23 protein-coding genes are annotated in these 21051 nt (G+C 64.5%); 8 read left to right on the top strand and 15 right to left on the bottom strand.

Going from position 1 to position 21051, the window contains the following annotated elements:
* Positions 1-5: 5 nt before the first annotated feature.
* The 9 genes from FRAAU_RS09515 to FRAAU_RS09475 form a co-directional block, all read right to left on the bottom strand.
* Positions 6-1304 (bottom strand): c-type cytochrome, encoded by a 1299-nt coding sequence (locus FRAAU_RS09515; RefSeq protein ID WP_014403317.1) that lies wholly within the window; start codon positions 1302-1304, stop codon positions 6-8.
* A gap of 292 nt (positions 1305-1596) precedes the next feature.
* The gene (locus tag FRAAU_RS09510) at positions 1597-2799 is read right to left on the bottom strand and encodes a molybdopterin molybdotransferase MoeA (RefSeq protein ID WP_014403316.1); all 1203 of its coding nucleotides are present in this window, start codon (positions 2797-2799) and stop codon (positions 1597-1599) included.
* 14 nt (positions 2800-2813) lie between these two features.
* Complete coding sequence (locus FRAAU_RS09505; protein WP_014403315.1) at positions 2814-3437, bottom strand: nucleotidyltransferase family protein; 624 nt, start codon at positions 3435-3437, stop codon at positions 2814-2816.
* On the bottom strand, positions 3421-4416 hold the full coding sequence (locus FRAAU_RS09500; RefSeq protein WP_014403314.1) for an XdhC family protein: 996 nt from the start codon (positions 4414-4416) through the stop codon (positions 3421-3423). The genes FRAAU_RS09505 and FRAAU_RS09500 overlap by 17 nt, the downstream gene beginning before the upstream one ends.
* A gap of 13 nt (positions 4417-4429) precedes the next feature.
* The gene (moaCB, locus tag FRAAU_RS09495; RefSeq protein ID WP_014403313.1) at positions 4430-5359 is read right to left on the bottom strand and encodes a bifunctional molybdenum cofactor biosynthesis protein MoaC/MoaB; all 930 of its coding nucleotides are present in this window, start codon (positions 5357-5359) and stop codon (positions 4430-4432) included.
* Between the two features lie 43 nt (positions 5360-5402).
* Positions 5403-5909: a molybdenum cofactor biosynthesis protein MoaE gene (locus FRAAU_RS09490; protein WP_014403312.1), complete on the bottom strand. Its 507-nt coding sequence runs from the start codon at positions 5907-5909 to the stop codon at positions 5403-5405.
* A gap of 5 nt (positions 5910-5914) precedes the next feature.
* On the bottom strand, positions 5915-6163 hold the full coding sequence (locus FRAAU_RS09485; protein ID WP_014403311.1) for a MoaD/ThiS family protein: 249 nt from the start codon (positions 6161-6163) through the stop codon (positions 5915-5917).
* Between the two features lie 147 nt (positions 6164-6310).
* Positions 6311-8551 carry a YccS family putative transporter gene (yccS, locus tag FRAAU_RS09480; RefSeq protein WP_014403310.1) on the bottom strand — a complete coding sequence of 747 codons (2241 nt, stop codon included), beginning with the start codon at positions 8549-8551 and terminating at the stop codon, positions 6311-6313.
* Positions 8552-8622: 71 nt separating this feature from the next.
* The gene (locus FRAAU_RS09475; RefSeq protein ID WP_014403309.1) at positions 8623-9180 is read right to left on the bottom strand and encodes a COG4648 family protein; all 558 of its coding nucleotides are present in this window, start codon (positions 9178-9180) and stop codon (positions 8623-8625) included.
* Positions 9181-9269: 89 nt separating this feature from the next.
* Between FRAAU_RS09475 and FRAAU_RS09470 the strand changes: the two genes are divergently transcribed.
* Both FRAAU_RS09470 and FRAAU_RS09465 read left to right on the top strand, forming a co-directional pair.
* Positions 9270-9620: a RidA family protein gene (locus FRAAU_RS09470; protein ID WP_014403308.1), complete on the top strand. Its 351-nt coding sequence runs from the start codon at positions 9270-9272 to the stop codon at positions 9618-9620.
* Positions 9617-10090: a DUF3465 domain-containing protein gene (locus FRAAU_RS09465; protein ID WP_014403307.1), complete on the top strand. Its 474-nt coding sequence runs from the start codon at positions 9617-9619 to the stop codon at positions 10088-10090. The genes FRAAU_RS09470 and FRAAU_RS09465 overlap by 4 nt, the downstream gene beginning before the upstream one ends.
* 48 nt (positions 10091-10138) lie before the next feature.
* Here the strand turns inward: FRAAU_RS09465 and FRAAU_RS09460 are convergent, their stop codons facing one another.
* The 5 genes from FRAAU_RS09460 to asnS all read right to left on the bottom strand — a co-directional run bounded on the left by FRAAU_RS09460 (position 10139) and on the right by asnS (position 14839).
* On the bottom strand, positions 10139-11341 hold the full coding sequence (locus FRAAU_RS09460; protein WP_014403306.1) for a multidrug effflux MFS transporter: 1203 nt from the start codon (positions 11339-11341) through the stop codon (positions 10139-10141).
* Positions 11342-11412: 71 nt separating this feature from the next.
* Positions 11413-12204: an SDR family oxidoreductase gene (locus FRAAU_RS09455; RefSeq protein WP_014403305.1), complete on the bottom strand. Its 792-nt coding sequence runs from the start codon at positions 12202-12204 to the stop codon at positions 11413-11415.
* Positions 12205-12229: 25 nt separating this feature from the next.
* Entirely contained in the window at positions 12230-12553 is a 324-nt protein-coding gene (locus tag FRAAU_RS09450; protein WP_014403304.1) for a hypothetical protein, read from the bottom strand.
* A 7-nt stretch (positions 12554-12560) separates the two neighbouring features.
* Positions 12561-13427: a hypothetical protein gene (locus tag FRAAU_RS09445; protein WP_014403303.1), complete on the bottom strand. Its 867-nt coding sequence runs from the start codon at positions 13425-13427 to the stop codon at positions 12561-12563.
* An 11-nt stretch (positions 13428-13438) separates the two neighbouring features.
* Positions 13439-14839, bottom strand: a complete 1401-nt coding sequence (asnS, locus tag FRAAU_RS09440) for an asparagine--tRNA ligase (RefSeq protein WP_014403302.1) — start codon at positions 14837-14839, stop codon at positions 13439-13441.
* 158 nt (positions 14840-14997) lie between these two features.
* Here asnS and FRAAU_RS09435 point away from each other — a divergent pair, with 158 nt between their 5' ends.
* From FRAAU_RS09435 to sfnG, 6 genes are all read left to right on the top strand, one after another.
* A complete protein-coding gene (locus FRAAU_RS09435; RefSeq protein WP_014403301.1) occupies positions 14998-15324 on the top strand; it encodes a HesB/IscA family protein in 327 nt (108 codons plus the stop codon).
* 159 nt (positions 15325-15483) lie between these two features.
* On the top strand, positions 15484-15906 hold the full coding sequence (gene rpsF, locus FRAAU_RS09430) for a 30S ribosomal protein S6 (RefSeq protein ID WP_014403300.1): 423 nt from the start codon (positions 15484-15486) through the stop codon (positions 15904-15906).
* Between the two features lie 14 nt (positions 15907-15920).
* A complete protein-coding gene (rpsR, locus tag FRAAU_RS09425) occupies positions 15921-16151 on the top strand; it encodes a 30S ribosomal protein S18 (RefSeq protein ID WP_014403299.1) in 231 nt (76 codons plus the stop codon).
* A 114-nt stretch (positions 16152-16265) separates the two neighbouring features.
* Positions 16266-16715: a 50S ribosomal protein L9 gene (rplI, locus tag FRAAU_RS09420; protein ID WP_014403298.1), complete on the top strand. Its 450-nt coding sequence runs from the start codon at positions 16266-16268 to the stop codon at positions 16713-16715.
* Positions 16716-16913: 198 nt separating this feature from the next.
* Positions 16914-18344 (top strand): replicative DNA helicase, encoded by a 1431-nt coding sequence (locus FRAAU_RS09415; RefSeq protein ID WP_014403297.1) that lies wholly within the window; start codon positions 16914-16916, stop codon positions 18342-18344.
* Between the two features lie 482 nt (positions 18345-18826).
* Complete coding sequence (sfnG, locus tag FRAAU_RS09410) at positions 18827-19918, top strand: dimethylsulfone monooxygenase SfnG (RefSeq protein ID WP_014403296.1); 1092 nt, start codon at positions 18827-18829, stop codon at positions 19916-19918.
* Between the two features lie 10 nt (positions 19919-19928).
* Here the strand turns inward: sfnG and FRAAU_RS09405 are convergent, their stop codons facing one another.
* Positions 19929-21020, bottom strand: coding sequence for an alpha/beta hydrolase (locus FRAAU_RS09405; protein ID WP_014403295.1), 1092 nt, complete (start codon positions 21018-21020; stop codon positions 19929-19931).
* Positions 21021-21051 lie beyond the last annotated feature (31 nt).

Raw genomic sequence — 21051 nt, 5'->3', positions numbered from 1 at the left:
GGTGCTCAGGGCTCGGTGGACAGCTTGCGCAGCTCGGCAATACGGGCAGGGAGATCATCCCATTCACCCTTGTCGGTGCGGCTGCGGCGCAGATAGTTGGCCAGATCGGCAATGTCCTTGTCGGTCAGGGCATGCTTGAAACCGGGCATCATCGCGGTGGGCAGGCCGTCGGGCATGCTGACACCGTTGAGTACCACCATCACCAGGTCGTTCGGATTGTTGGCATTCAGCGCCGTGGTCAGGGCCAGCTCGGGTCGCATCAGCTGTGGCTCGTCGCCGCCGTTGTAGTGACAGGATGCACAGGCGGCGCGGAAAATCTGCGCACCATGGTCTGCCGGGCGAACTGTATCGGAGGCCGATTTGGCAAGGGCCTGCTTGATCACGGCCTGGGTGTCGACATGGCGCTGGGCCGAGCCATCCAGATCGGCATAGTAGGTGGCAATGGCATGCACGTCCGAGTCGGGCAGCTGTGCCAGCTGACGAGTGACGTGGCCCATCGAACCGCCGGCCGAGCCGTGCAGGGCGGTGGCACCGGTCTTCAGGAAGGTATACAGCTCCTGCTCGGTCCAGGGAATCGAGGACGGATTGCTGGCATTGAGCGGCGGCGCGTACCAGCCTTCGATGATGTTGCCGTTGTAGCGCTGGTCACCCTGTTCTTCGGCCTGCCACAGATTGCGGGGCGAGTGGCAGGAAGAGCAGTGGCCCAGACCTTCGGCCAGATAGGCGCCGCGATTCCACTCGGCACTCTTGGACGGATCGGGCTGGAACTTGCCGGGACGGAAGGACAGCAGCTTCCAGCCCCATTCGAAGGCGCGGATGTTCAGCGGGAACGGCAGGGTATTGGCCGGTGCTTCCTGATGGACCGCCGGGCGTGTCATCAGATAGGCATAGATGGCCTGTACGTCGGCATCGCTGACCTTGGTGAAATGGTCGAACGGAAAGGCCGGGAACAGATGCTTGCCGTCACGGCGGACGCCTTCACTCATGGCACGGGCAAAAGCGGCCTCTGACCAGCGACCGATGCCGGTATCCGGGTCAGGGGTGATGTTGGTCGAGTACAAGGTGCCGAATGGCGTCTTGAATGACAGGCCGCCAGCCAGTTCCTTGCCGCCGGGCGCGGTGTGGCAGGTCACGCAGAAGCCGGCGGCGGTGGCCAGACGTCCGCGCTCGACTTCATCGGCGGAAAAGCTGGAGGCGGCGGGAGGGCTGATCGGGGCGATCGCCGGACGGTGCGAAAGAATTGCAAATCCGGCGGCGGCGACAATGATCAGGCCGACCGCGATGGTCAGCAGGCGTTTCAGCATCGATGGAATCTCCGCGTGGATATGCCGGGGCATATCGTGTTCTGAACTGTTTCATGGCATGACGCATGTCGTTCGACCGTGACCCGGCAATACAGGCAGCCACCAAGGCCGTTATGTCTGTTTGACGGCATCGGCGGGTACAGGCCAATCGGTCGCAGGCGCATGATACTACCTTCAGCTGTGCATGCCAGTATTTTGTTGCATCGCAACAAAACGGGCTCCAACAAGCATGGCCGCCTTGCGGCGGCCATCTCGTATGGGTTGGGCAGTACCGTGGTCCGGTAGCGCCGGATCAGTCGACGGGGATCCAGTCCACGACTTCGCCCTGCGCGTAGATAATGTCGCGTGGCGGTAACCTGACGATGGCGTTGGTGCTGGCCAGATTGCTGAGCATGTGCGATTCCTGGGCCGGCAGAGGTCCCAGCAGAACCTGACCCGATGACGAGACGTGCTGGTGCACGCGCAGCCACTGGGTGCGCTGTGCATCGGCCCGGATCGCCTGTGCCAGGGTCCCGTGGAGCCAGCAGGGGCGCGGCCGGGATCGCCCTTCCATCCGGTCCAGGACATGGACCACATGAATGGCCAGACAGGTCCAGACCGCTCCGGGATTGCCGGGAATGCCCAGCAGCATGCCGGCGTCGCCGCTGCCGAACCACAACGGCTTGCCGGGTTTCTGGGCCAGCTTCCAGAAATGCGGCTGCAGTCCGAGGGCTTCCGCCGCTGCCGGAATGTAGTCTTTGTCGCCCACCGAGACGCCGCCGGTGGTGATCACGAGGTCGGCGCTGGCCAGACCTGCGGCGATCCGCTGGCGGGTCGCTTCAGGGTCGTCAGGCAGGTATTCGAGTGACACCTCGTGATAACCGCGTTCGGCAAACCAGGCCTGCAGCAGGGCACCGTTGGCGTCATGCACCTGACCGGGGCGGAGCGCCTGGCCGAAAGGCACGACTTCGTCGCCGCTGACCAGCAGGGCGATGCGGGGTTTGCGATGGACTTCCAGGCTCGTCACGCCGGCCATCGCCAGCGCCGCCAGCAGTCCGGCATCCAGGACCTGGCCGGCTTGTGCAAGCGTCTGGCCTGCCTTGACCTCGTCGGCTTGTCGTCGTACGCCCTCGCCAAGCCGGAGCGGAGCGTCGAGGTGGATGCGGCCGGCCTCGTTGCGCACGATTTCCTGGCGGGCGATGGTATCGGTGCCGGGCGGCAGCATGCCGCCGGTGAAAATGCGCACCGCATGACCGGGGGCGACCTGGGTGCCCGGGCCGACACCGGCGGCGGCCACGGCAGCATCCAGCTGCAATCCCTGATCCGCCTGAGCGAGGCTGGCATAAGCCAGTGCGTACCCGTCGAGTGCGCTTTGGGTGAACGCGGGCAGATCGGTCCGTGCCTGGGCAGGGGCGGCCAGCACCCGGCCGAGGGCCGCAGGCAGCGGTACCGATTCGGTGGCCAGTGGCCGGCAGTGGGTCGCGTAGCTTAGAAAGGCGTCCTCGATGGAATGCATCGTATGTGATCTCGTCAGGATTCAGGCAAGGGGTCCAGCCAACCATGCCGGATGGCCTGGTGCAAGTTTTCAGGTGTATCGACATCCAGGGCCAACTGCGGTGCAGGCAGCACTTGCAGGCCGACGTCCGGACCGCGCAGCAGTCGGCGCAGCCCGGTGTCACCGTCCAGATTTCGCCCCTGCAGCCATGTCGGGCGTCTGAGCACGGCCGGCACGCCAGCCAGGCCGTGGTAGCCGCTGGCGATGTCCTTGTCCGGATGGCCGCGGGCGGCGGCCAGCAGCCTCTGCAGATGCTGCAGGTCAAGCGCCGGCTGATCGATGGTGGTGAACAGACAGGGGCCCGGATGGTCGCCCAGGGCTTCCACCAGACGGCGCACCGAGCTGCCCATGCCGCTGGACCAGTCGGGATTGGCGATGATTTCAAGGTCCAGGTCGCGCAACTCGTGCGCCACCTCGTCGCCGCCGCCACCGATCACGATCAACCGCCGGGCTGCCGGCAATTGCAGCGCCAGCCTGGCGAAATGCCGGACCAGGGTGGTGCCGCCCAGGGTCAGCAGTTGTTTGGGGCGACCCAGTCGCCTACTGCCGCCGGCAGCCAGCAGCGCGATGGCTGGCGGCGAATCAGCGGGCCGGGACATCGGCGGCGCGTTGATGCCATTGCTGGGTGATTTCGGCGACGATGGCGAGTGCGATCGCCATCGGGCTTTGTCCGCCCAATGGCAGGCCGGCCGGGGCCTGCAGCCGTGCCAGCCGGTCTGGCGGCAGGCCGTCGGCCTGCAGGGCCTGCAGACGCTGGTCGCGCTTGTGGCGGGCGCCCAGCACACCGACGCAGAAGGCTTCCGAGCGTAGTGCCCAGCTCAGCACGGCATGATCAATGCTGCCGTCATGGGTCAGGGTATAGACCGCCGTGTCCTGATCCAGCTCGATCTGCCCGATGGCTTGTTGCAGCGGTTGCGGCAGGTAGCGATCCAGCACGAAGGGCGGTGCTGCGGCCGGGCCGTCAGGTCGCAGCAGCCAGGTTTCCATTTCCAGCTGACCTGCCAGCTGCAGCAGGGCGAGGGTCACCGGGTCGTGACCGACGGCCACCAGCCGGATCGGGGGGCGGTGGCATTGCCGGAAGTGACCGGGGTTTGCTCCGGCCTGCACGGTGCAGGTCGACTGCCATTGCATATGACCCGAGGTCAGGTCGGTATCGACCTGGAAGATCCGGCGCTGCTGGCGCGCGTCTTGCCAGGTCTCGACATAGCCGGCCGGATCTTGCAGCAGGCGCAGCCACAGATGGATGCGGCCGCCGCAACTCAGTTGCAGATCCAGGACCGGACTGCCTGCACCGTAGTCCAGCAATCGCGGGTGACCGTCAGCGAATACGGCCATGGCTTCCAGGGCGACAGCGGCCTCGACGCAGCCGCCGGAGACATAACCGGCCATGTCGCCGGATTCGGCAATCGCCATCTCGCTGCCCAAGGGGCGTGGTGAACTGCCCTGGATCCAGATCAGCGAGGCCAGCACGACACGTTGGTCGCGTCGCAGACATTCCTGCAGGAACGGCAGCAGGTCGTGCTTGACCCCGAACATCGGCCAGTCGGGTGGCAGCAGGGGCGGGGTCATGGTCGTCATGGGTCCTGGCGCCTCAGGCGGCATAGCCACCCGGGTGATCCGCGCCTGCATGGACATCGATCAGGTGCACGATGCCGGGGAGCAGGGCGGCCATCGACTCCTCCACCGCGCGACGACTTCCGGGCAGGGTGATGATCAGCGAGTTGCCGCTGAGTCCGGCGATCCCGCGTGACAGCATGGCGTAAGGCGTTCGGCGCTGGCCGAAGCCGCGGGCGGTTTCCATCAGACCGGGAATTTCCTTGTCCAGCATGGGCTGCACGGCATCAACGGTGATGTCCCGGGGCCCGAGGCCGGTGCCGCCGACGGTCAGAATCAGCTCGATGCCTTGTTCGCGATCGGCCTGCAGAGCCTGACGCAAGGCATCGGCATTGTCCGGCAAAACACGGCAGCCGACAGGTTCGAAGCCCGCCTGCTCAAGGATGTTGCCAGCGGCCACTCCGGCGGTATCGGCCTTTTCGCCGGCGGCGACACGATCAGAAAGCACGATCACGCTGGCGCGGCGGGGCCGGCTCAGATGCCGTACGAAATGCGATTTGCCGCCCTGTTTCTCCAGCAGACGCGAATCGGAAATCCACAGCTGTTCCGGTTCGCAATAAGGCTTGAGCATGTCGTAAATCGTGAGAGCCGCCAGATTGGCGGCCAGCAGTGCTTCCATCTCCACACCAGTGGCTCCGATGGTCAGCACCGTGGCGCGGACAGCCACCCGGTCAGCGGCCAGTTCGAAATCGACATCGGCACGATAGATCGGCAGCGGATGGCACAGCGGGATCAGTTCATCGCAGCGCTTGGCGGCGAGAATGCCGGCCACCCGCGCGGTTTTCAGCGGATCGCCTTTTTCGGTATCCCCGCTGCGCAGGCGCTCGATGCACTCGGCGGGAGCGTGCAGTACGGCGACGGCTTCGGCCTGGCGCAGGGAATCGGGCTTGAGGCTTACATCTTTCATGGATTTTCCGGGTAGGACAACGGCATCGATCTTGGCAGACCGATCATGGCAATTCAGCGGACGGCGTGGCGTGATGCGCGTGTGCCGAATGGTCATGCGCGGGTTCATCATCTTCCCGTATGCAGCAGCCTTCGACGAAGCGGCTGCTGCCGTCACCGTAGAATTCCTCCTTCCAGATCGGTGCGCGATGCTTGACCTCGTCCACTGCATGGCGACAGGCGGCGAAGGCTTCTGCACGATGCGCGGCACGGGCGACACAGACGATGGCGACATCGCCGATGGCAAGGCGACCGACCCGGTGGCGGACCTGCAGATAAGGTACGCCGAAACGTGCGCGGGTTTCCGCCTCGATTTCGCGAATCAGTTTTTCGCAGACCGGGGCATGCGCGGTATAGCAAAGGGCCTCGACCTGGCGATTGTCATGGTGATTGCGAACGGTACCGACGAAGCTGGCCAGGCCGCCGCACTCGGGGTAGCGGTCAAGCGCCAGCAGCGGCTCGATGGGGAAGGGTTCGGCACAGATCCTGGCCGCGGTATCTTCGGAATGCATGGCTCTCAACCTCCGGCAACAGGGGGCAGCAGGCCGATGATCCGGTCTGCAGGGATGGGGTGGCTGCGTTTGACGATGGTATCGCCGCTCACGCAGGCGCAGCGCTCGATGGCGTCGGCCAGGGCAGGCCTTGCCTGCTTGAGTGCATTCAGGGCGGCGCCGATGTCCGTGGTGTGCGCGGGCAGTTCCAAGGCCAGTCGGGACTGGCCCAGTTGCCGCTCCATGGCGGCGAAAAATTCAAAAGTGACGTCCAAGTTCGGCTTCCTCAGGTCGTCCGGGCCCGGATCGACGGATCGGTGGCGGGGGATGAGATCGGCAGGCCGTGACGACGCAGCGGGCGGGTACGGCCTGGATGGAAGAGGATCTTCATCATGGTATGACAGGGCAAGAGGTATTCCGGCTCAGCTGTCCACGGGCTCGTCGATGACCCGGCCCAGCGGCACGGGTCGATGCAGGGCATGGACGCTCAACTCGCGCAGCGCATCCAGCTGGCCCAGCAATTGGGCCAGCAGACCCTGGACCAGGCGCAGGCTGTCGTCGCCGCAGCGATCGCAGGCCCCGTTTTCCAGTTGCCCGATCAGCTGCCGCTCATCGCATCGCGGCAAGGCACGGTCGGGATTCGGGCTTTCCAGGTGACTGGCAATCTGCTCCCAGCTCTGGCTCAGTCGGGCGGTCGTCTGTTCGATCAACTGGTAGCTGTGACGTGCGGCCGGTGTGCGGCGGCTGTCCAGCATCTGGCGATGGACGCCCAGTGCCGAGAGATGGCCCAGCAAGGTATGCGAGCAGGTCAGGAACCGCAGCATGATCTCGGTATTGTGCTGACGCCCGTCGGGTTCCTTCAGCATATTGGCCAGGGCCGAGCTCAGGGCCGCATCGGCAGCCAGGGCCTCGTCGCGGCTGCTGCGGTAGGCGATGTCATCGACCTCGCCCGAGGTGTACTGGGTGATGACTTCGCGAAGATAGCGGCTGTCGCTGCGCAGTGAGCGGGCCAGCACCAGATTCAGTCGCCGCATCTGCCAGTCAGGAAGAATCCAGCGCATCGCCAGCCAGCCCAGGCTGACGCCCAGCACAGTGTCGATCAGACGGGGCATGATCACCGCGAAGCCGCTGCCGGTCTGGTTGAAACACAGCATCACCATCATGGTGGCGGCGCCGGTGGCCGCGGCATAGTGGCTTCGGCGGGTCGCGAAGAACAAGGGGCCTGTCAGCACGAACAAGGCCAGCTGCATCGGCCGCTGCGGAAACAGGGTCAGCAGGGCCCAGCCCAGCAGCAGACCGGCCAGGGTACCGCCGATGCGTTCCCATTGCCGGCGGCGGGTGGCGCCGTAACTGGGCTGGCAGACGAAGGCGGTGGTCAGCAGGATCCAGTAGCCTTGTTCTGCATGATAAAGATGCATCACGGCATAGCCTGCCAGCAGCGCGATCGACAATCGCACCGCATAGCGGAATCGCGGCGCGTTCGGTGTCAGTTGCCGCCGGACCGAGTCCCAGGCGGCGGCCAGCATGGCCTTCGGCGGCAGGCCTGGCGGGTTGCCGGCGGGGGACTGGGCCGTCAACGGCGGCTGATCGATATAGTCCATCTGCTGTTGCAGACCGGCCAGATTGTGGCGGATGGCCGACAAGGCCCGCCACAGGTCAGGCCGCGGCGGTTCGGCCAGATCGGCCAGCCAGTCCATTGACTTCTGCAGTTCGGCGAGTGCCTGCTGGCCTTCGCCGCAGCCGGTATAGCTGAAGTGCATGCGCAAGGCCTGTGCACGTTTGCGACAGGCGGCGGCATGCAGCCGGATCAGGCGCTGGCAGCGGAACAGCACGTCGCTGTGGAACAGGTCGCGTGCCAGGGCGCGATAGGGATGGTGCGAGGAACTGGCGCGCTCGTGGATGCTGCGGGCCAGAAAATACAGCTGCATAGGCGCATCGATCGACTGCCGGGAGCGCGGACTTGTCATCCGGCTCAGCAGCAGGTTCCAGCATGACTGCAACGATTGCACTACCCGCTCGTTGCGCATGGCCAGCTCCAGCTGGGTCCGTTCCAGATGGCTGCCGTCATCGGGCTCGAACAGTCTCGCCTTGCAATCCAGATAGCCTGCCAGCGCATCGAAGACGGCAGCCAGCGACTGGCGGATGATCTGCTCGGGGAACAAGGCCCCCCACAACAGGCTGAGCGCGCCGTACCACGCCGCGCCCTGCAGGATCCAGCGAGCCTGGCTCCAGTTCGACATGCCCGGGACCGGATGCTGGTCGTTGACCAGCATGGTGTAGATCGCCAGGATGATGGTGGCGCCACTGATCGCCGCACAGCGGTTGCCGATCGCGCCCAGCATGATGACTGCGAAAGCCGCCAGCGGCAGGGCGACGGCGAAGGGCAGGGTGAAGGGAAACAGGGCCGTGATCGAGGTCACGGTGACAGTGAACAGGGCCAGGGTGCCCAGCAAGGCCTTCAATCGCTTGAGACCGGTATCCTCGGTTTCCGCCAGCGCGCCGGCAATGCTCCCCAGCAGCAGCGGAATCATCAGGTGCGGATTCCCCTGCCACTGGCACCACAGCACGATGCCGCCCATTGCGACCAGGATGCGCAGGCTGTCGGCAAAGCTGTCGGAGGCGCGGATCTGGCGCACGAAGCGGGTCGGGGAAATACGCAACATGTCTCAGGCAATCGGGCAGGGGTGGGCGATAGCATACCGAATGTGCAGGCAGATCGTGTTGCGCTGCAACATCAGAGGATGGCCTGTCGTCGTCGGAGCCGGCAACGCATGCCGTATTCGAGCACGAACAGCAGGCCCATCAGCAGGTAGGCGACGCCACCATTGTACAGCGCCCACCAGTGCAAGCTGCCCCAGAGACTCAGGCCGGCGGCGATGCTGCCGTTGAGGATGAAGAAACCCAGCCACAGCCAGGTGACCCGGCGGGTATAACGCACGCCTGCGGCTGGCAGGTCGGGTTCCTGCAGGCGAGCCAGCCGCTCGATGGCGGGCATGCCGCGGTGCAGGCTGGCGGCGAAACCCAATGCCAGGGCGAGATTGATCAGGCAGGGATACCAGCGCTCGATGCCGGGCCAGGGCTGCCATACCAGCAGGCTGCAATAGGCCAGGACCAGTGCGGCCAGCGTCCAGGGTCGTGCCTGCTGTCCGCGCCAGGCGGTCAGTCGCAGCATCCAGCTGGCCGCCAGCACGGCGGCCAGCAGCACGGGCGAGGTCCGACCCAGGCCGGCATAGACGGCCAGCGGGTACAGCAGGCTGGTCAGAACCAGCAGTAACAAGCCGAGTTTTTGCATGGCTTCAGCTTAGCATCGCGTTCCGCGATGCTCCCATGTTCAGCTTGCGGCATCGCTGGTAGCCTTGCCGTTTTGACGGGAGAAATCAGTTGATCAAGCGAATCGATGCGGGTGCGCGCATGTCGGAGGCCGTAATTCACCACGGTCTTGTCTATCTGGCCGGGCAGGTGCCGGAAACCGTTTCGGCGGATATCCAGACCCAGACTCGCGAGGCTCTGTCGGCGATCGACGATCTGCTGGCGCAGGCCGGCAGCGACAAGACTCATATTCTGCAGGCTCAGGTATTTCTGGCCGATCTGGCGGACTTTGCCGGCATGAACGAAGCCTGGGATGCCTGGGTGGTGCCGGGAAAGGCGCCGGCACGGGCGACCGTGCAGGCGGCTCTGGCTGATCCGGGCTGGAAGGTTGAGATTCTGGTCACGGCCGCGGTGGCTTCGTGAGGGCGGCCTCGTACTCCCTGCATCGGTCGCTGGCCGGTCTGGCCATGCTGGGCATGATTGCCTTGGCCCCCTTGGCTGCGCAGGCTGGTGAACCGGTGCCGCCTTGCGATGTGGGGCATTTTCTGGCCGATCAGCAGGGCATGGCTTCCGGCGAGATCCGTGGTGACCGGCTGGAAGATGTCTGCGGCACGGTGGTGCATGTCTACGGCAAGCGCCGTACCCGCAGTGGTTGGCATGGCTATTTTCTGCTGCAGGTCGCGCCAGGGCGAGTGATTCGTATCGTCTCGGATCTGGATCGCATGAATGCTCCGGCCTGGCCATGGGTAGCCGAAGGCGATCATGCGACGGTGCGCGGGCGTTACTACTATGACAACCCCCGCAGCCAGGGCATTGACTGGACCCATCATGGCACGGGTCGCAACTGGCCGACGGCAGGCTATGTCGTCGTCAATGGCCGCAACTACCAGTAAGCGAGGCGCCTTGGTCGCGTTGGTCGAGGTCGCTGTCTGGTGCAGATGTCAGGCGGCGACCTCGTCCTTGTCCAGATAGCCTCGATGGCGGGCCAGATGTGACAGAGCCCAGGCCAGGCTCGCACACAAGGCGATACCGATCAGCATCGGCTGCGGACGGCCATCGGCGAAAGGGCTGATCAAGGCGATCACCACGGCCCCTGCCGCCAGCTGCAAGGTTCCCAGCATGGCCGAGGCGGCGCCGGCGCGTGCGCCGTGGGCATCGAGTGCCAGCACGGCGGTGCAGGGTGATACCAGGCCTAGGCAGCCATAACCGGCCATCAGCAGGCCCAGCATCAGCGGCAGGCTGGGTGAGTGGCCCAGCGATAGCGCGGCCAGCAGTCCCATGATCAGCGCATAGGCGGTTACGGCGCCGGCCAGGACTCTGGGCAGGCCGTGGCGTGCCGCGAGTCCGGGACTGAGCAGTGAGCAGCCGATCAATGTAAAGGCGTTGGCTGAAAAGGCGAGGCTGAACTGCCTGGGGCTGAGACCGTAATGGTTGATCAGCACGAAGGATGAGCCGGAGAGATAGACAAAGAAGCCGGCACTGCCAAGGGCGCCGATGCCGACCAGAATCAGGAATCGTGCATCCCTTGCCAGATCCAGATAGGTCCGCCAAGCTCGTCCGGCTTTCTGCCGCGGATCCGGCAGGCGGGTCTCAGGGAGGGCTCGGCGTGTCATCAGCAGGCCGATCACGGCAAACAGTCCGGTCCATCCGAAGATCCATTGCCAGGGCAGGTACTGAACTACCAGGCTGCCGCTCAGAGGCGCCAGGATCGGCGAGACGCTGAAGACCACCATCAGTCGGGCCATCATGCGAGCGGCGTCTACTCCGGTGAACAGGTCGCGGACTACCGCACGGGGTATCACCGACATGGCGCCCGCGCCCAGCCCCTGCAGGCAGCGGAAGGCGATCAGCAGGCCGATGGACGGGGCCAGGGCGCAGCCGATGCTGCCGACCAGAAAGATCAGCAGTCCAGCCAGCAGCGGAGGCTTGCGGCCGACGCGGTCGGACCAGGGGCCATACAGCAGCTGGCTGGCACCGAAACAGAGGAAGAATACCCCCAGGCTGGCCTGGACCCAGCTCGAGGAGCTGTGGAACCAGTTTCCGATGGCCGGCAGTGCCGGCAAATACATGTCGATGGCGAAGGGGCCGATGGCTGACAGCAGGCCCAGTACCACTGACAGGCCGAGCGAGGGAGAACGGAGCATGGCCGAGCCTCGGGATGGGGCTGGAGAAGGCGGCTGCGCCGGAGCGCAGTCACGATGGACGTTGCGATCCTTCAGTTGAGGCTGCGAACCCGGCCGCCGTCGGCGGCAATGCTGGTGCCGTTGACATAGCCGGCTGCCGGACTGCACAGGAAAGCGGCCAGCGCGGCGACTTCGGCCGGTTCGCCAAAGCGTCCGGCGGGCACGTCCTTCAGCATCGCCTGCGCCACGTCTTGCGGACTCAGTCCGCGACTTTCGGCGCGGCCGTCGATCAGGCGCTCCAGGCGACCGGTCTGCGTATAGCCGGGCAGCACATTGTTGACCGTGATGCCATCGGCTGCCAGTTCGCCGGCCAGGGTCTTGGCCCAGGCGGCCGTGCCGGCGCGCACGATGTTGGAGACGCCAAGACCCGGCAGAGGCTCTTTCACCGAGGTGGAAATGATGTTGACGATGCGGCCGTAGCCGGCTTCACGCATGCCGGGAAGCAAGGCCTGCAGCAAGACCTGCGCGGCACAGAGGTGCTGCTGGAAGGCGGCCTGCAATTGGGCCGGACTGGCTTCATGCAACGGGCCGGGGGCGGGGCCGCCGCTGTTGTTGATCAGGATCTGCACCGGGTGGCGGTCATGCAGCTGCGCGGCCTGTGCGGCAAGCGATTCGGTGGCCAGCATGTCGGCGCAGAGAATGTCGTGGCGCTGGCCTTCGGCGGGCTGCGGCAATTCCGCAAGCACGGTCTCGAGTCCGGCCTGCGAGCGGGCCAGCAGGGTGACATCGGCGCCCATGCCGGCCAGTTCGATGGCGATGGCTCGGCCAATGCCCTGGGAAGCGCCGCAGACTAGGGCGTGTCGTGTCCGCAAGTCGAGATTCATGGTCAGATCCTGAGGTGGAGCGGTTTCAACGGGCCAGCCAGCGGATGGCTAGCGCTGCCAGCCAGAAGATCCAGGCCAGCCGCGGCGTCCAGGTCCAGATGCGCTGCCAGCGACGGATGACCGGGTCGTTCAGCAGCTGATGCAGCGGCGGAACGGCGGTCTTGAGCACCATGGTCATCCGCATCCAGCGTGCCGCCCAGCGGAGGCGTTGACCGGGTGGCTGGATGATCGCCCATCGGGCGGGATGCTGCTGCCGCAGGCGGCGGGTGATCCGCCAATGCGCCAGATAATGCAGCAGGAAACAGGAGACGCCCAGCAGCAGTAGGGCCAGATAGATCAGCAACGTCATGGCGCGCTCAATGGGTGGCGGTATTGGCGGGCACGGTGGCCGTGGCCGTTCCCGTAGGCTGGTCTGCACCGGTGGTGCCGGTGTCATGGCGCCAGAATTCCAGGGTGCCGCCCAGATCACTGAGCAGGCCGTTGCCGGGTTTGGGCTTTTCGCAGATGGCCTTGTCCAGCGCCCGGCGGTAGGCATTGCTCATCATCCCGACCCAGAAGGCACCGTCGGGGCCGTGCTGGACCTGCATGGTGTTGCTGCTGTCCCGCATGCCGCCCATCAGTCCGGTACCGGCGGTGTCATCCACGGCGGACTGCTCCCAGTAGGTATTGCTGGACAGCTGGCTGGCCGAGCTGTAGAGCACCAGATAACGGGCTTCGGGGGAGCGGATCACCACCCGGCCGAAAGCGCCGCTGGTGGCATCGCTCCAGCCCATATATTCGCAGAGCGCCACGTCCTGGTTGGCAATCGGCTGGAAGGCTGCGTCCAGAATGGTGAACGTGGGGGCGAACAGATAGCTGCTGTGCACCCAGCGGCCATTGATTTCCGCCTTGAAGCCGATCTCGTAGGGCAGTTTCAGCCCGTAAGGCAGGGCAAAGGTCATGAAATGGGTGCGCGAGCCATTGAGGTTCGCCACCGGGCTGTTGGCACCGAACTGGAACCGGGTCGGCTGCCAGGGCAGCCGGGTCTGGTAGGAGAAGTCGGCATAGCTGTTGCAGCACGGTGTGGCGTGCTGCAATTTCAGCTTGGCCTGGGCCAGGACCTGAGTCATGTCGGGCGCCTGCGGCAGCGCCTTGAAGGGATCCAGGCGGCCCATCGTATGGCAGGCGAGCAGGCCTGCGCACAGCAGCCATACGGCGATCAGATGTAACAGGCGGCGAAGCATGGAGCGGTTCCTCAGAATTCAGCCGTGCCGGCCGCCCGGGGATAGGGGATGGCGTCACGGATATTGGACAGGCCACAGATATAGACCAGCAGCCTTTCAAATCCGAGACCATAACCGGCATGCGGCACCGAGCCGTAGCGCCGCAGGTCGCGATACCAGCTGTAGGTGGCTGGATCCAGGCCGAACTGCCGCATGCGCAGATCCAGCTGGTCCAGGCGCTCTTCGCGCTGCGATCCGCCGATGATCTCGCCGATGCCGGGCGCCAGCACGTCCATGGCGGCGACGGTGCGGCCGTCGTCGTTCAGGCGCATATAGAACGACTTGATCGCCTCGGGATAGTTCATCACCACCACCGGACGACCGACATGTTTCTCGGCCAGATAGCGTTCGTGCTCGGTTTGCAGATCCACGCCCCATTCGACGGGGAACTCGAATTTCTCGCCGCAGTTCTGCAGGATCTTGACGGCATCGGTGTAGTCGATGCGCTCGAACGGCGCCTGGATAAACGCTTCCAGCCGCTCGGCGGCGCCGGGCAGCACCCGCTCGGAGATAAAGGCCATGTCATCGGCACGCTCCTCCAGCACCGCCTTGAAGATCGCCTTCAGAAAGGCTTCGGCACTGCTGGCGATATCGGCCAGATCGGCAAAGGCGATTTCCGGTTCGACCATCCAGAACTCGGCCAGATGGCGGGTCGTGTTGGAGTTCTCGGCGCGAAAGGTGGGGCCGAAGGTGTAGACCTTGCTCATGGCCAGGGCATAGGCCTCGACATTGAGCTGGCCGGATACGGTCAGGAAGGCCTCGCGACCGAAAAAGTCCTTGCGGAAATCGATCTTGCCCTCGGGCGTACGGGGCAGGTTGGCCAGATCCAGAGTCGAGAGGCGGAACATGTCGCCCGCACCTTCGGCATCCGAGGTGGTAATGATCGGCGTATTGATCCAGAAGAAGCCCTCGCCGGTCAGATGCCGATGAATCGCCGTCATCATGGTGTGACGAATGCGGGTCACCGCGCCGAACAGGTTGGTGCGGGGGCGCAGGTGCGCCACTTCGCGCAGAAACTCCATCGAGTGCTGCTTGGGCTGGATCGGATAGGTCTCCGGATCGTCGACCAGACCGCAGACTTCGACGGTGTGGGCCTGGATCTCGAAGGACTGGCCCTTGCCCTGGGAGGCGACCAGCTCGCCGGTCACGATCAGGGAGGCGCCGCTGGTGAGATGCCTGATCTCGCTCTCGTAATTGGCCAGCTCGGCCGGGACCACAGCCTGGATGGGCGCGAAACAGCTGCCGTCGGTGATGTTGACAAAGGACAGGCCCGCCTTGGAATCGCGGCGGGTACGAACCCAGCCTCTGACGGTGAGAATGCTGCCGGCCGGATAGGTGCCGGATAATGCCTGTTTGACGCTGACCACCGCCATCGATTGAAACTCCTGCTGTCCGCCCCCAGTGAAAGGGCATGGGTTAAACCCCCATGATAGTCTAGTCACGGGGTACTGGGTGGCGCTCTCGCGCCGAAATGTCCCAGGTCCCGTGGATTTCACACGCGCCTTCCGGGCGCCAGCATGAGTTGATGGCCATGAGCATTACGATGACCCCCGCCGCCAGTGCACGCATGCGTGCCTTTCTTGACAAGTCGCCGGCCGCTCCGGGAATCCGTTTCGGGGTCAAGCGCACCGGCTGTTCGGGCTATGCCTACGTGGTGGATCTGGCTCCCGAGCTGGCTCAGGACGATACCCTGGTCGAAGTCGAGGGCGTGCCGCTGGTGATCCGCAATGACAGCCTGGCTCTGGTTGACGGTACCTGCATCGATTTCCAGAGGCAGGGACTCAATGCCAGCTTTGTGTTCAACAATCCCAATGCCACCGGTGAATGCGGCTGCGGGGAGAGCTTCACTGTCGGCTGATACGGGCGGGCGTGGGCTGGCGACTTGTGCGGGGCGTGGCGGCGGGGTTATCATTCCGCTTCTGTTCTGCCTGCGAAGGCTGTGTGCAGACCCTTGCCTCACCGCGTCGCGGGAGGCTGTCAGGCCGTGAAGGCCACACCCTCAAGGAGTCACCGAACAATGACGATGCGTCATTACGAAGTTGTGTTCCTGGTCCATCCCGACCAGAGCGAGCAGGTTCCGGCCATGCTCGAGCGTTACAAGTCGCTGATCGAAGCCGAAGGCGGCACCATCCATCGCATCGAAGACTGGGGCCGTCGTCAGCTGGCCTACACCATCGAGAACCTGGCCAAGGCCCACTACGTCATGCTGAACATCGAAGTCGGCCAGACCGCCCTGAGCGAGCTGGAATCCGGTTTCCGTTTCAATGACGCCGTGCTGCGCCACCTGGTGATCCGTCGCGATGCCGCCGACACCGAGCAGTCCTTCATCCTGAAGAGCAAGGAAAAGGATGATGCCAAGACCTCGCGTCGCCGCGATGACGAAGGTGATGACCGTGCCGCCCATGGCGGTGACGATTCCGATCGCGACAGCGACGACTGATCAGGAGCACAGACATGTCCAAGTTTTTCCGCCGCCGCAAGTTCTGCCGTTTCACGGCCGAGAAGGTTGTCGAGATCGATTACAAGGATCTGAACACCCTGCGCCAGTACATCACCGAAACCGGCAAGATCGTTCCCAGCCGCATCACCGGTACCAAGGCTCGCTACCAGCGTCAGCTGGCCACCGCGATCCAGCGCGCCCGCTTCCTGGCGCTGCTGCCGTACACCGACAACCACGACGTCTGATCGTGGCGCCCGTGAGCCCCGGTCCTGCGGGATCGCCTCACGGGCCGTCTTATCCTTTCGGACAACCGTCCATGGCTGCACCGGCCTATCGGTGCTAACGAATCGGAGTAAATCATGGAACTGATCCTGATCGAAAAAGTCCGCAACCTCGGTAATCTGGGCGACAAAGTCGTCGTTAAGCCGGGTTACGGCCGCAACTACCTGCTGCCGCAGGGCAAGGCCGTGCGTGCCAACGCTGCCAATCTGGCCGCTTTTGAAGCCCGCCGTGCCGAGTATGAAGCTCGTTCGCAGGCCAGCTTCGCCGAAGCCGAAGCCCGCAAGGCCAAGCTGGAAGGTGCCAGCGTGACCATTTCGGCCCACGCCAGCCTGGAAGGCAAGCTGTACGGCTCGGTCGGTCCCCGCGAAGTGGCCGAAGCCCTGGTGGCTGCCGGTTATACCGTCAACAAGGGCGAAGTGATCCAGCCGGAAGGCGCGATCCGCCTGGTCGGTGAATACGACGCCCAGGTGGCCCTGCATGCCGACGTGCATGCCGCCATCAAGGTGATCGTGGTTGCCGACAAGTAAGAGCGTTCCGGTCGGCGGATCGATCCGCCGCAGAACGGTCTGAAAGACGATGGGGGCCGCGAGGCCCCCATCGTTTTTCTGTGTGTGCCGGGATACACCTCGGCACCGATTTCCACAGCTTTTGCACAGACTTGTTGTCTCGGCAGGCGAGAGTCCGCTGGGTATGATGGGCTTTGCTGCAGACCAGAGGTTTGGCCCATGTCGTTCGCACCCGACCGCAATGATCGCAAAGACCGCAAGGAATGGGGCGATCGCGCGCCGACGCCGGGTTCGGTGGATGCTCTGCGGGTGCCGCCGCATTCGATCGATGCCGAACAGGCGGTCCTTGGCGGTCTGATGCTGGCGCCGGACGCGCTGGACAAGGTCGCCGACCGTCTCGGCGAGCAGGACTTCTACCGTCGCGACCATCGCCTGATCTGGCGCGCGATCACCGAGCTGGCGGGCAAAGGCATGCCTTGTGACGCGGTGACGCTGGGTGACTGGTTTTCCGGCAATGGCATGGCCGACATGATGGGCGGTGCCGGCTATCTGATCGAGCTGGCCAATGCCACGCCCAGTGCGGCCAATATTGCCGCCTATGCCGATATCGTGCGCGAAAAATCGGTGCTTCGCCAGCTGATCGACGTCGGTACCGGGATCACCGAGGACGGCTACCAGGCCGAGGGCAAGACTGTCCAGGAGGCGCTGGAAAGCGCCGAACAGGCGGTTTTCAAGATTGCCGAATCCGGTTCGCGGGGCAAAAAGGACACCGTGTCGATGCGCGAGGCGGTCAAGGATGCCTTCCGGATTCTGTCCGAGCGTTTCGAGAACCAGGGCCAGCTGACCGGCATTTCCACCGGCTTCAAGGATCTGGATGAGCTGACCTCGGGCCTGCAGCCCTCGGATCTCATCATCGTCGCGGCCCGCCCCTCGATGGGCAAGACGGCTTTTTCGGTGAATATCGCGGAGGCGGCGGCGTTGAAGGCCAAGCAGCCGGTGGTGATCTTCTCGATGGAAATGTCGGCGTCCCAGCTGGCTTTTCGTCTGATTTCATCGATCGGTCGCATTCATCAGCAGCATCTGCGCAATGGCGATCTGGCCGAAGAGGACTGGCCGCGCGTGACCAATGCCATCGCGATTCTTTCCGATGCGAAGATCTTTATCGATGACACGCCGGGCCTTTCGCCCGTGGAACTGCGATCCCGCGCACGCCGGATCCACCGCGACAATGGCGGACTGGGTCTGATCGTGATCGATTACCTGCAGCTGATGCAGGTGCCGGGCAACAAGGAAAATCGCGCCACGGAGATCTCGGAAATCTCGCGCTCGCTCAAGGGGCTGGCCAAGGAGCTGAATGTGCCGGTGATCGCGCTGTCTCAGTTGAACCGCTCCCTGGAGCAGCGGGCCGACAAGCGGCCGATGATGTCGGACCTGCGTGAGTCCGGCGCTATCGAGCAGGATGCTGACGTCATCATGTTCATTTATCGCGATGACTATTACAACAAGGAGTCGCCCGACAAGGGGCTGGCCGAAATCATTGTCGGCAAGCAGCGAAACGGCCCGACCGATACGGTCAAGCTGACCTTCCTGGGGCACTACACCAAGTTCGAAAACTATATGCCTGATTCCTATATGGGCGCTTTCGAATAAGTTTGGGCCGACCCCTGCCCGAACGTTTCCCATGGCTGCGGCGGCTGGCAGTGTGACTGCCGAGGGTGTGGCTTGGTGTTTGCCGGCATGCGATCGCTGCCTTGGCAGGCCTGCGATGGATCTGCAACAGATCTGCACGCAGCGAAAGCGGGTTTGTCGGTTGTTGTCGAAAGCCGCCGTCAGGCCTGGTTGAATCTCTGTAATCTGTCGCGGGGCGGAGACCGCGCCGGTGAAATCGCCGCGATGGCCGGCGTCTGCCTGTGGAGGCTCCATGAGTCCATGAGTTTCCGTTATTTGTCGGCAGCTGGTTCGGCATCCCAAGATGGACAAGGCGCCCATCGGGTGATGGTGGGCATGTGGCCGGCAGATACGCCTGATCGCCCTGCCGCCCTTCGGCGTGAGGGATGCAGCGACCCCGGATGGTCCCTGTGGCGGCGGATATCAGGCTGGTCGGATGTTTTCCGGGCACGGAGGCTTGGGACATGGCAACAGATGCACGCGCGCTGCAGTTCGCCTATTGGGTGCCCAATGTCAGCGGCGGCCTGGTCATCAGCCGCATTCCGCAACGGACGCACTGGGATCTGGCCTACAATCAGGCGCTGGCCAGGATCGCCGAGCAGGCGGGCTTCAGTTACGGCCTAAGCCAGATCCGCTTCACTGCCGGTTATGGCGCTGAATACCAGCACGAGCCGGTGGCCTTCAGTCAGGCCTTGCTGGCCGCGACCACCCGCCTGAAACTGATTGCGGCGATATTGCCGGGGCCGTGGACTCCGGCAGTGGTGGCCAAGCAGCTGGCGACCATTGATCAGATCAGCGGAGGCCGGATCGCCATCAATATTGTCAGCGGCTGGTTCCGCAGCGAGTTTCATGCCATCGGCGAGCCATGGCTGGAGCACGATGAGCGCTATCGCCGGTCAGAGGAGTTCATTCGCGCGCTGAAGGGGATCTGGACGCAGGACGGTTTCAGCTTCCGGGGTGACTTCTACCGCTTTCACGATTACGGCCTGCGACCCGGGCCGCTGCAGCAGCCCCATCCGGAGATCTTTCAGGGGGGCAGTTCAAGAGCGGCCAGGGATATGGCGGCACGGGTATCCGACTGGTATCTGACCAATGGCAATACGCCCGAAGGCGTGCGGGTGCAGATCGAGGATATCCGTCGCAAAAGCACGCATCGCGAGACGCCGGTGAAGATCGGTATCAATGCCTTCATCATTGCCCGGGACACCGAGGCCGAAGCCCAGGCCGTGCTGGCCGATATCCTGGATCAGGCCGACCCTGCGGCGGTGGAAGCCTTTGGGCGTGAGGTCCGCCAGGCCGGTCTTGGCAGCCCTGAAGGCGAGGGCAACTGGGCTGATTCCAGCTTCGAGGATCTGGTGCAATACAACGACGGCTTTCGTACTGGCCTGATCGGAACGCCCCAGCACATCGCCGAACGGATCCTGGCCTTCAAGGCCGTTGGCGTGGATCTGATCCTGGCGGGCTTCCTGCACGCGCAGGAGGAGGTGGCCTATTTCGGCCGGGAAGTGCTGCCGCGCATCCGTGCGCTGGAAGCGGCTGCCGCGCACAAGGGTTGAGCCGGTGTCTTCAGTCGCTGCCTGTGTCCGTCGCCTGTCGCAGAAAATGCGCGGCCTTGGCCATGGCTTCACGTGCTTCGGGCAGTTGCGGTGTCCAGGCCTGCCAGACATGAAAGACATGCGGCCAGGTCTGCAGCTCCACCTTGATCTCGAAGTCGGCGGCACGACGTGCGAGGCCGGTGGCATCATCGCGATAGGCTTCCTCGTCACCGACCTGGATCAGCAGTGGCGGCAGGCCGCTCAGGTCGGCGAACAGCGGCGAGACCAGCGGATCGCGATCGGAATGCCCGGCCAGATACTTGGCGGCCGATCCGATCAGGGCCGGACGGCGGTTGAACGGATCGAAGCTGGTGGGGTGGTCGATGCTGAAGCCGCTCATGGTCATATCGGTCCAGGGCGACATCACGAACGCCGCCGCCGGCATCGGCAGTTTCAGGTCGCGGGCCTTGAGCAAGGTGGCCAGGGCCAGGCCGCCGCCCGCCGAGTCGCCCGCGAAGACGATCTTGCCGGCAGGAATGCCTGAGTCGAGCAGCCAGCGATAGGCGGCGATCGCATCGTCGAGCGCCGCTGGGTAAGGGTGCTCGGGGGCCAGGCGATAGTCCACGGAAAAGGTTCGCATGCCCGCGGTGCGCCCCAGCACGGCGCCGACCGCTCGCCATCCTTCGGCACTGCCGACCACATAGCCGCCGCCATGCAAGTACAGCATAACGCGATGCGGATCGCTGGCAGGGGTCTCTGACCATTCGCCGCGCACGCCGGCCAGCTCGACCGGGGTGAACCGCAGGTCGTTCGGCAACGGAATATGCTGCAGGTAGAGGTTGGCCCGGGCCAGGCGCTTTTCCGCCATGCTGGCGCTGGCGGGCACCGATTGGAAGTAGTCGCTGATCAGCTGACGCAGCTCTCGCAATTCCCGGCTGATGCCGGGCTGGGCCACCCATTGTCTGAACAGGGTGGCATCAGGGGGTATCGAGCCTGCGGTCGTCATCGTGGCGGTCGCGGCTTGGCCAGGGCGCAGCCCGGTCAGGCCGAGGGCGACCAGACCGAGACTGCCCTGCAGGAAGCGTCGCCGCGGTGGCTGGCTGTGAGAGGGGGTGGGGCGCATGAAGACGGTTCCTGAAGGTCTGGGCACGGCC

The organism is Frateuria aurantia DSM 6220, from assembly GCF_000242255.2.
In the GTDB taxonomy this organism is placed as follows: Bacteria; Pseudomonadota; Gammaproteobacteria; order Xanthomonadales; family Rhodanobacteraceae; genus Frateuria; species Frateuria aurantia.
The sequence above is the reverse complement of the archived record's forward strand: the minus strand, read 5'-3'. Positions and strand labels throughout refer to the sequence as shown.

What these genes read in the sequence shown, in the direction of transcription:
- asnS (WP_014403302.1), bottom strand. Translation starts at nt 14,839, where the DNA reads ATGGCGGTGGTCAGCGTCAAACAGGCATTATCCGGCACCTATCCGGCC.
- FRAAU_RS09435 (WP_014403301.1), top strand. Translation starts at nt 14,998, where the DNA reads ATGAGCATTACGATGACCCCCGCCGCCAGTGCACGCATGCGTGCCTTT.
- moaCB (WP_014403313.1), bottom strand. Translation starts at nt 5,359, where the DNA reads ATGAAAGATGTAAGCCTCAAGCCCGATTCCCTGCGCCAGGCCGAAGCC.
- FRAAU_RS09515 (WP_014403317.1), bottom strand. Translation starts at nt 1,304, where the DNA reads ATGCTGAAACGCCTGCTGACCATCGCGGTCGGCCTGATCATTGTCGCC.
- FRAAU_RS09460 (WP_014403306.1), bottom strand. Translation starts at nt 11,341, where the DNA reads ATGCTCCGTTCTCCCTCGCTCGGCCTGTCAGTGGTACTGGGCCTGCTG.
- rpsF (WP_014403300.1), top strand. Translation starts at nt 15,484, where the DNA reads ATGACGATGCGTCATTACGAAGTTGTGTTCCTGGTCCATCCCGACCAG.
- rplI (WP_014403298.1), top strand. Translation starts at nt 16,266, where the DNA reads ATGGAACTGATCCTGATCGAAAAAGTCCGCAACCTCGGTAATCTGGGC.
- yccS (WP_014403310.1), bottom strand. Translation starts at nt 8,551, where the DNA reads ATGTTGCGTATTTCCCCGACCCGCTTCGTGCGCCAGATCCGCGCCTCC.
- FRAAU_RS09450 (WP_014403304.1), bottom strand. Translation starts at nt 12,553, where the DNA reads ATGACGTTGCTGATCTATCTGGCCCTACTGCTGCTGGGCGTCTCCTGT.
- FRAAU_RS09490 (WP_014403312.1), bottom strand. Translation starts at nt 5,909, where the DNA reads ATGCATTCCGAAGATACCGCGGCCAGGATCTGTGCCGAACCCTTCCCC.
- rpsR (WP_014403299.1), top strand. Translation starts at nt 15,921, where the DNA reads ATGTCCAAGTTTTTCCGCCGCCGCAAGTTCTGCCGTTTCACGGCCGAG.
- FRAAU_RS09510 (WP_014403316.1), bottom strand. Translation starts at nt 2,799, where the DNA reads ATGCATTCCATCGAGGACGCCTTTCTAAGCTACGCGACCCACTGCCGG.
- FRAAU_RS09505 (WP_014403315.1), bottom strand. Translation starts at nt 3,437, where the DNA reads ATGTCCCGGCCCGCTGATTCGCCGCCAGCCATCGCGCTGCTGGCTGCC.
- FRAAU_RS09445 (WP_014403303.1), bottom strand. Translation starts at nt 13,427, where the DNA reads ATGCTTCGCCGCCTGTTACATCTGATCGCCGTATGGCTGCTGTGCGCA.
- FRAAU_RS09475 (WP_014403309.1), bottom strand. Translation starts at nt 9,180, where the DNA reads ATGCAAAAACTCGGCTTGTTACTGCTGGTTCTGACCAGCCTGCTGTAC.
- sfnG (WP_014403296.1), top strand. Translation starts at nt 18,827, where the DNA reads ATGGCAACAGATGCACGCGCGCTGCAGTTCGCCTATTGGGTGCCCAAT.
- FRAAU_RS09405 (WP_014403295.1), bottom strand. Translation starts at nt 21,020, where the DNA reads ATGCGCCCCACCCCCTCTCACAGCCAGCCACCGCGGCGACGCTTCCTG.
- FRAAU_RS09455 (WP_014403305.1), bottom strand. Translation starts at nt 12,204, where the DNA reads ATGAATCTCGACTTGCGGACACGACACGCCCTAGTCTGCGGCGCTTCC.
- FRAAU_RS09415 (WP_014403297.1), top strand. Translation starts at nt 16,914, where the DNA reads ATGTCGTTCGCACCCGACCGCAATGATCGCAAAGACCGCAAGGAATGG.
- FRAAU_RS09500 (WP_014403314.1), bottom strand. Translation starts at nt 4,416, where the DNA reads ATGACGACCATGACCCCGCCCCTGCTGCCACCCGACTGGCCGATGTTC.